The sequence below is a fragment of the Amycolatopsis decaplanina DSM 44594 genome, assembly GCF_000342005.1.
Classification (GTDB): domain Bacteria; phylum Actinomycetota; class Actinomycetes; order Mycobacteriales; family Pseudonocardiaceae; genus Amycolatopsis; species Amycolatopsis decaplanina.
Genome location: NZ_AOHO01000043.1, coordinates 295,583 through 302,830 on the forward strand (window position 1 = coordinate 295,583; position 7,248 = coordinate 302,830).

The following is a 7,248-nucleotide window of genomic DNA, read 5'->3' on the forward strand; positions in this document are numbered from 1 at the left end:
ACCCCCGCGGAGGGAATCCGACTTCCTGGACGTGACGAATCGAGTGGGACGGCGGGTGAACGGCCGTCGAAATTCCTGCCCCGCCGGGCGAAGGTGGCCTGTTGTGCCAGGTCAGGTGGTCAGCGGCTGGAGTAGGGTACGGAGTATGGGGAGCATTCGCTCGCGCGTGCTGGCTTGGTTCGGCCGTCGCTACCTCGCGCGTCAGCAGAAGAACGGTTTCGACCTGTCCAAGATGTCGATCATCCCGGACAACGCGCTGCTGCCGCTCAAGCGCGACGGCCTCGACCCGGTGGCCGAGCTGGGCCGGATCCGCGCGGCGGAGCCGATCAGCAAGCTGGACCTGCCGTTCGGGATGAACGGCTGGCTGGTAACCGGCTACGACGAGGCCAAGGCCGTGCTCGGCAAGGTCAGCGAGTTCAGCAGCGACTTCACGAACCTGGTCGGGAACGCGGGCGTGACCGAGGACCAGAACCCCGGTGGGCTCGGGTTCGCCGATCCGCCGGTGCACACCCGGCTGCGGCGGCTGCTCACGCCGGAGTTCACCATGCGGCGGCTGTCGCGGCTGACGCCGCGGATCGACGAGATCGTCGCCGACCAGCTCGACGCGATGGCGAAGGCGGACGGCCCTGTCGACCTGTGGGAGGCCTTCGCGCTGCCGATCCCGTCGCTGACGATCTGCGAGCTGCTGGGCGTCCCCTACGAGGACCGCGACGACTTCCAGCGGCTGAGCACCGCGCGGTTCGATCTCTTCGGCGGCGCGAGCGCGTCACTCGGAGCGATGACCGAGTCACTGTCCTATCTGGACGAGATCGTCGAGAAGCAGCGTGAGAACCCGGGCGACGGCCTGCTCGGCATGCTCATCAAGGAGCACGGTGACGAGATCGACGACCGCGAACTGGCGGGCCTCGCCGACGGCGTGCTCACCGGCGGGCTGGAGACCACGGCGAGCATGCTCGCGCTCGGCGCGCTCGTGCTGCTCAAGGACCGCTCGCTGTTCGAGACCGTCCGCGGCGACGACGCGGCCGTCCACAAGTTCGTCGAGGAACTGCTGCGCTACCTGACCGTCGTGCAGATGGCCTTCCCTCGCTTCGCCAAGGAGGACATGGAGGTCGCCGGCGTCCGGATCGCGAAGGGCGACATCGTGCTGTGCTCGCTCAGCGTCGCGAACCGTGACGGCGTCCTCGGCGAGGACATGGAGAAGTTCGACGCGACCCGCGAGCCGACTTCGCACCTCGCCTTCGGCTGGGGCATCCACCGGTGCATCGGTGCCGAACTGGCCAGGATGGAACTGCGCACCGCGTATCCCGCGCTGGTGCGCCGGTTCCCGGAGATGCGGCTGGCGATCGAACCGGACGCGGTGGGCTTCCGGAAGGTCTCGATCGTCTACGGCGTCGACGCGTTGCCCGTGCTGCTGGACTGACTCTCAGGCGACTCCTCTCGGGCGGAACTGGATGCTGATCCTCGGCCCGACCGGTTTGGCGGTCTTGGGGACGGCGTGTTCCCAGGTCCGCTGGCAGCTGCCGCCCATGACTATCAGGTCGCCGTGGCCGAGGGCGTGCCGGACGGTCTCGCCTCCGCCACGCGGGCGCAGCGCCAGCTGGCGGGCGGCGCCGACCGAGACGATCGCGACCATGGTGTCTTCGGTGCGCGAGCGGCCGGTGTCGTCGCCGTGCCAGGCGACGCTGTCGCGGCCGTCCCGGTAGAAGCACAGACCGGAGGTCACGAACGGCTCGCCGAGCTCCTCCGCGTAGTGCGCCGAGAGCGTCTCCCGCGCCTCTGTGAGGATCGGATGGGGGAGCGGCATGCCTTCGCGGTAGTAGCTCAGCAGCCGGGGGACGGCGACGACGCGGTCGTACATCTGTCGTCTTTCGGCGTGCCATGGCACGTCTTCGGCGAGCCGGGTGAACAGTTCGTCCGCGCCGGTGAGCCAGCCCGGCAGCACGTCGATCCAGGCGCCGCGGGCCAGCTCGGTGCGCCGGAGCCCGTCGAGCGAGCCGAGCCCGAGCGCGGCGCACTCGTCGAACAGCGAGGCTTGAAGCGCGGGTGTCATGGCGACCGAACCTACCCCGGTTCCGATCATTTGTCGAACGCGTGTTCGAGTGGCGGGTCCGTGAAGGCCTCCTTGCCTACCTTGAGGGTAGGGAAGGAGGCCTTCACGGACACCCGAACGGCACCTGCGGCCTCAGGTACACCAGTAGTCACAGCGGTACCGCGCAAGACCTCGCGCAAGACCTTCAGGGACTTGCCGCCCTGACCTGACACCTTTGACTTTCGGCTCAATAGAACCGTCCTTACCACTCACGAGGCCCCACCCCGTTCCGCCGCTCATGACCTCCGAGTACACGGGAGCGTCGCCACAGCCGCCACAGCTCGTCGGCGCCCCACACGATCAGCGGGAAGAGCACCAGCAAAACCAGGTACCCAGGGGGCGGGACAGCGGTGCCGAAGACACGCTGCAGAGGTGGCAGGGTTACCACGGCGGCGGCGAAGAGGACTTCGAACGCGATGCCCCAGAGCAGCAGATGGTTGCTCAGAGGGCCGATCGTGCGCAGCGAGGCGTACTGGGTTCGGGAGGCGAATCCGGTGCCGATCTGACAAGCGACGATGCCGAGGAAGGTCATGGTGGTCGCCTGCTCCCATACATGGTGCATGGGGGTGTCCGGGCCGACTGGGGCACCGAAGTGCCATCCACCGCTTAGGAGGGTTAAGAAGAACCCGGCCAGCACCAGGACCACGGAAACACCGCCGAGCAGCCCCCAGGCGCGGGCGAGCATGGGGGCGTTGATGACGTTGTCGGTGCGGCGGCGGGGCGGGCGGTCCATCAGGCCGGGTTCGGCCCGTTCCCGTCCCAGTGCGAGCGCGGGGAGGGTTTCGGTGCCCAGGTCGATCGCGAGGATCTGCAGGACGGTCAGTGGCAGCGGGATCGCGCCTCCGGACAGCGCGAACAGCAGGAACGGGATGACCTCGGGGGTGGCATGGGCGAAGATGTAGACGACGAACTTGCGGACGTTGTCGTAGACCCGCCGGCCGGCCTCGACGGCGGTCACGATGGTGGCGAAGTTGTCGTCGGTGAGCACCATGGTCGATGCCTCGCGGGCCGCGTCCGTGCCCGCCACGCCCATGGCGACCCCGATGTCGGCGCGTCGCAACGCGGGTGCGTCGTTCACCCCGTCGCCCGTCATCGCCACCACGTTGCCCTGCGCGCGCAGAGCGTCGGCGATACGCAGCTTCACCTCCGGCGAGCTGCGTGCGAAGATCAGTTCCCGCCTGCCACGCAGCAGGTGATCGAGTTCGGTTTCGCTCATCGCTTCCAGTTCGGCTCCGGTCAGCACGGTGGTGTCCTCACGCGCGATGCCGACCTGGCGGGCGATCTCGGCGGCCGTCAGCGCGTGGTCCCCGGTGACCACGATCAGGCGGATTCCGGCGGTGTGGCAACGCGCGACGGCCTCGGCCACTTCGGGCCGGGGCGGGTCGAACATGGCCACCACCCCGAGCATGACGAGATCGCGCTCGGCGTCCTCCCGCCGCTGCGGCACTGGGATGCCGTCGGGCAACTCGCGATGAGCCACGGCCAGCAGCCGCAGTCCGCGATGGGCATACCCGGCGACCGCCTCGGCCACGGCGGCGCGGTCGTCTGTCGTCAGCGGTCGTGTGTCTCCGGCGGAGGTGAGGATGCCGCTCGCCCGGGCGAGCACCTCCTCGGGCGCCCCTTTCACATGGACGATCCGTCGGCTCCCGGTTTGATCCACTGTGGACATCATGCGAAGCGCGGGATCGAAGTGGAACTGCCGCAGGCGGTTGCCGGTACGCACCTGTGTCGCCACATCGGCGCCGAGCGCGGAGGCGGCGCGCAGCAACGCCACCTCCGTCGGATCGCCGGTACCGGCATCGGGCCGGGCGGGGTCGAACTCGGCGTTCGAACACGCTGACATCGCGCGTGCCAGCGCCATCGAGACCGGTCCTTGGCCGTGTGATTCATCGGCCGCGTCGATCGTGAGCCGGCCGGCGGGTGTCCAGATGTCGGTGACCGCCATGCGGTTGCGGGTCAACGTGCCCGTCTTGTCGGTGCAGATCACCGTCGTCGAGCCGAGTGTTTCCACCGCCGAGAGCCGCTTCACCACCGCGCCGCCGCGGGCCAGCACCCGTACCCCGACCGCCAGCGCCAAGGTGATCGTGGGCAACAGCCCTTCCGGCACGTTCGCGACCAGCAGACCGATCGCGAAGTTGAACGCCTCCGAAAGCGGCAATCCGGCCACCCACGCGCCCAGCGGCAGGAAGACCGCACCCGCTCCCACCGCGACCGCGGCGATGAGCCACGCGACCCGTTTCACCTGCCGCTCCAGCGGGCTTTCCTCGCGCTCGACCCGCTGGGACAACGCGGCTATCCGCCCCAGCTCGGTGTGCATGCCAGTGGCGAACACCACCGCCCGAGCCTCACCCCCGGTGCAGCTGGTGCCGCTGAACACCAGGTCGCGGGCCTCCAGCAGCGGCCCGCTCGCATCGGTCAGCTCGGCCGAGCGAAACGCCGGCAGCGACTCCCCGGTCAGCGTCGACAGGTCCACCTCGACCCCGCCGTCGATCAACCGCGCGTCTGCCGACACCCGATCGCCCTCCTCGACGACCAGCACATCACCGGGCACCAGTTCCCGTGCCTGCACCACCGTGCGGGTGCCATCGCGTATCGCCGTCGCGGTGGCGGGGAGATACGCCGCAAGCGCCTCCACTGCCCGCTCAGCCTGCTGTTCCTGCACAAAGGCCAGCCCGGCGTTCAGCACGATCACCGCCACGACGGCATCCCCGAGCACCGGTGTGCCCGAGATGTAGGCCAGCCCGGCCGCCAGCCACAGCAACAACGCCAACGGATGAGTGAATTGCCGCAACAACTGTCGAGGCCAGTCCCGACGCCCGCGGCGCCTCAGCTCGTTCGGTCCGTAAACCAGCAGCCGCCGTGCGGCTTCCCGTCCCGAAAGCCCTTCCGGTCTCGTGCGCAGGTCACGCAGCAGCCGCACCAGCGGCTCACGCGGATCACCCACCGCAACCGTCTCACCGGTCAACGCCATGCCATCAACCATCGACCAGCGGTCATACCCGACGTAGGGCCGAAGGACACCGGCTGCAAGACCCGCAAGCCCTCTGACGCCTGGACTGTCCCAGTAACGGTGTTCCCGGCCCGACAGCACGTCGCGTCCACCTGTGCGACCAGCCTTCGCCGGGCAGAGCCCATGACGGCAGTACGGACTGACTGAAGGCCGCCGCTCTCGTCACCGCGAAAGTGATCCCGGGGCGCGGTGTGTTCTACCGGGATCCTCGGTAGGGCGCAGATAGGCCGCGCCGGGTGGGGAGACGGGGTAGCCGACTTCGAGGACCGTCAAGGAGGGGATCATCGTCGTTACCCGATCAGTGGGACGCCGGAGCGTCGACGTCTTGTCCGATGACGGTTCGTGCTCGTACAGTCGCAGCCTGGTCCTGGTCTGGACCACCGCCGCCCTGAGTGCGCAGGAGGCAGGATGCGGAGACGACTTCGGACCGCCGGGGTGGTCGCGGCGGCCGTCCTCGGCCTGATGGCGTCGGCGATGCCGGCGAACGCCCAGGTCGGAACCGGGCCGTGGACGGCGGAGAACCCGTCGTTCAACGTCCAGGAACGCGGCTGCGGCAACGTCGACGGGCTGGACTTCGAACTGACCTGCTCCACCGGAAGCGGGGACCAGCGGGCGGAACGCCGCTACGTGACCTACACCGGCGGGACCCGGCAGTTCGAGGGATCGTTCCGGATCACCAGCATGGCGGGCACCCGGATCAGCCTGAAACAGACCTTCCGCGACGCGCCGACCGCCGGACCGTATTTCATGCTCGCGGTCGAACGCGGTGGGCGGCTCTACGCCGTCCACGGCGGGGACACGCTGGGGAGCGGGGCGACCGTCGGGACGTCGGTGCGGGTCAACACCGTGCACCAGGTCGGAAGCACGCACAAGGTGTACATCAACGGTTCGCTGAAGCAGACCGTGAGCAGTAGCAGCGGGAGCTACTACGACAAGTTCGGCGCCTATCGGACGGCCAGTGGCGCCGGACCGGTCAAGGTGACCTGGAGCGGGATCAAGTTCTGGCGAAAGTGAGCCGGGTCGTGAGTGGTGAGGACGGTTCTAACCGTCCTCACCACTCACGAGGCTCGGACCGCGGCGCCACGTGTCAAGGTCCTTCCACGCATCGAGGGTCCGCCGGCTTTCGAACCGGCGGCGTTCCCCGGTGACCGGATCGGTGAACTCGAGGACCTTCGCCAGCAGCTGCAAGGGTTCGGTGAAGTCGTCGAGCGGGGTTTCGGTCAGCTCCGGGTAGAAGTCGTCGCCGAGGATCGGCAACCCGAGGCCGCTCATGTGCAACCTGAGCTGGTGGGTGCGGCCGGTCGCCGGGATCAGGCGGTAGCGGCCGAGGCCGTCGCGGTGCTCGATCAGCTCGACGCGGGTTTCGGCGTTGGGCGGTCCGTCTACCTCCTGAGCGGCGATGACCCCGCGTTCCTTGACGATGCGGCTGCTGATCTCGCACGGCATCGCGACGTCCGGGTCGTAGCGTGCGATCGCCTCGTATTCCTTGTGTACCAAGCGGTCCCGGAACATCGTCTGGTACTTGCCGCGGACTTCGCGGGTGATCACGAACAGGATGAGTCCGGCTGTCACCCGGTCGAGCCGGTGCGCGGGGCTCAGTTGCGGGAGATCGAGTTCGCGGCGCAGGCGGACCAGCGCGGTCTGCAGGATGTGCCGTCCGCGCGGGATCGTCGCGAGGAAATGCGGTTTGTCGGCGATCAGGAAGTGCTCGTCGCGGTGTACGACGGAGACGTCGAACGGGACCTCGACCTCGTCGGGCAGGTCGCGATGGAACCAGATGAACGAGTCCGGCACGAACGGCGAATCGACACCCAGCGGTCCGTCCAGGCCGACGATGCGCTCCTCGCGGAGCATCTCCTCGATTCGTTCGGGTGCCACCCTGGGGAGTCGCTCGGCGAGGTGCTCCCGCAGCGTCGTCCACGGCCCCTCGGCGGGCATCTTGAGCCTCGCGGGGTCGAGCCCGTGCCGGGGCGGGAGCGGCGGGCGGAGCTTACGTCTCATCACCGCGCACTCTAGCCGTGAGGGATCATCCGGCCTGGTCGCGGGCGGGCTGCCGTGGGTGCGGTGGGTGCCACGGTGTCGCGAAAGCCACTTTCGCGACGTTGGATGTCCCGAAAGATGCTCCTATAGATGTCAAGGGGTGTTGGTG

At 68.6% G+C, this 7,248-nt stretch carries 5 protein-coding genes; 2 read left to right on the forward strand and 3 right to left on the reverse strand.

Features of this window, described 5'->3' with window-relative positions; all coding sequences use genetic code 11:
* Positions 1–145: 145 nt before the first annotated feature.
* The gene (locus tag H074_RS09530; protein ID WP_039921948.1) at positions 146–1,420 is read left to right on the forward strand and encodes a cytochrome P450; all 1,275 of its coding nucleotides are present in this window, start codon (positions 146–148) and stop codon (positions 1,418–1,420) included.
* Positions 1,421–1,423: 3 nt separating this feature from the next.
* On the opposite strand, the gene H074_RS09535 is transcribed toward H074_RS09530, so the two are convergent.
* Positions 1,424–2,050 carry an alpha-ketoglutarate-dependent dioxygenase AlkB gene (locus tag H074_RS09535; protein WP_007029823.1) on the reverse strand — a complete coding sequence of 209 codons (627 nt, stop codon included), beginning with the start codon at positions 2,048–2,050 and terminating at the stop codon, positions 1,424–1,426.
* 241 nt (positions 2,051–2,291) lie between these two features.
* The gene (locus H074_RS09540) at positions 2,292–5,060 is read right to left on the reverse strand and encodes a cation-translocating P-type ATPase (RefSeq protein WP_007029824.1); all 2,769 of its coding nucleotides are present in this window, start codon (positions 5,058–5,060) and stop codon (positions 2,292–2,294) included.
* A 447-nt stretch (positions 5,061–5,507) separates the two neighbouring features.
* Here H074_RS09540 and H074_RS09545 point away from each other — a divergent pair, with 447 nt between their 5' ends.
* On the forward strand, positions 5,508–6,113 hold the full coding sequence (locus tag H074_RS09545; RefSeq protein WP_039921949.1) for a LamG domain-containing protein: 606 nt from the start codon (positions 5,508–5,510) through the stop codon (positions 6,111–6,113).
* 27 nt (positions 6,114–6,140) lie between these two features.
* Here H074_RS09545 and H074_RS09550 read toward each other — a convergent pair whose 3' ends face one another.
* Positions 6,141–7,100 carry an RluA family pseudouridine synthase gene (locus H074_RS09550; RefSeq protein ID WP_039921950.1) on the reverse strand — a complete coding sequence of 320 codons (960 nt, stop codon included), beginning with the start codon at positions 7,098–7,100 and terminating at the stop codon, positions 6,141–6,143.
* Between the last annotated feature and the right edge of the window lie 148 nt (positions 7,101–7,248).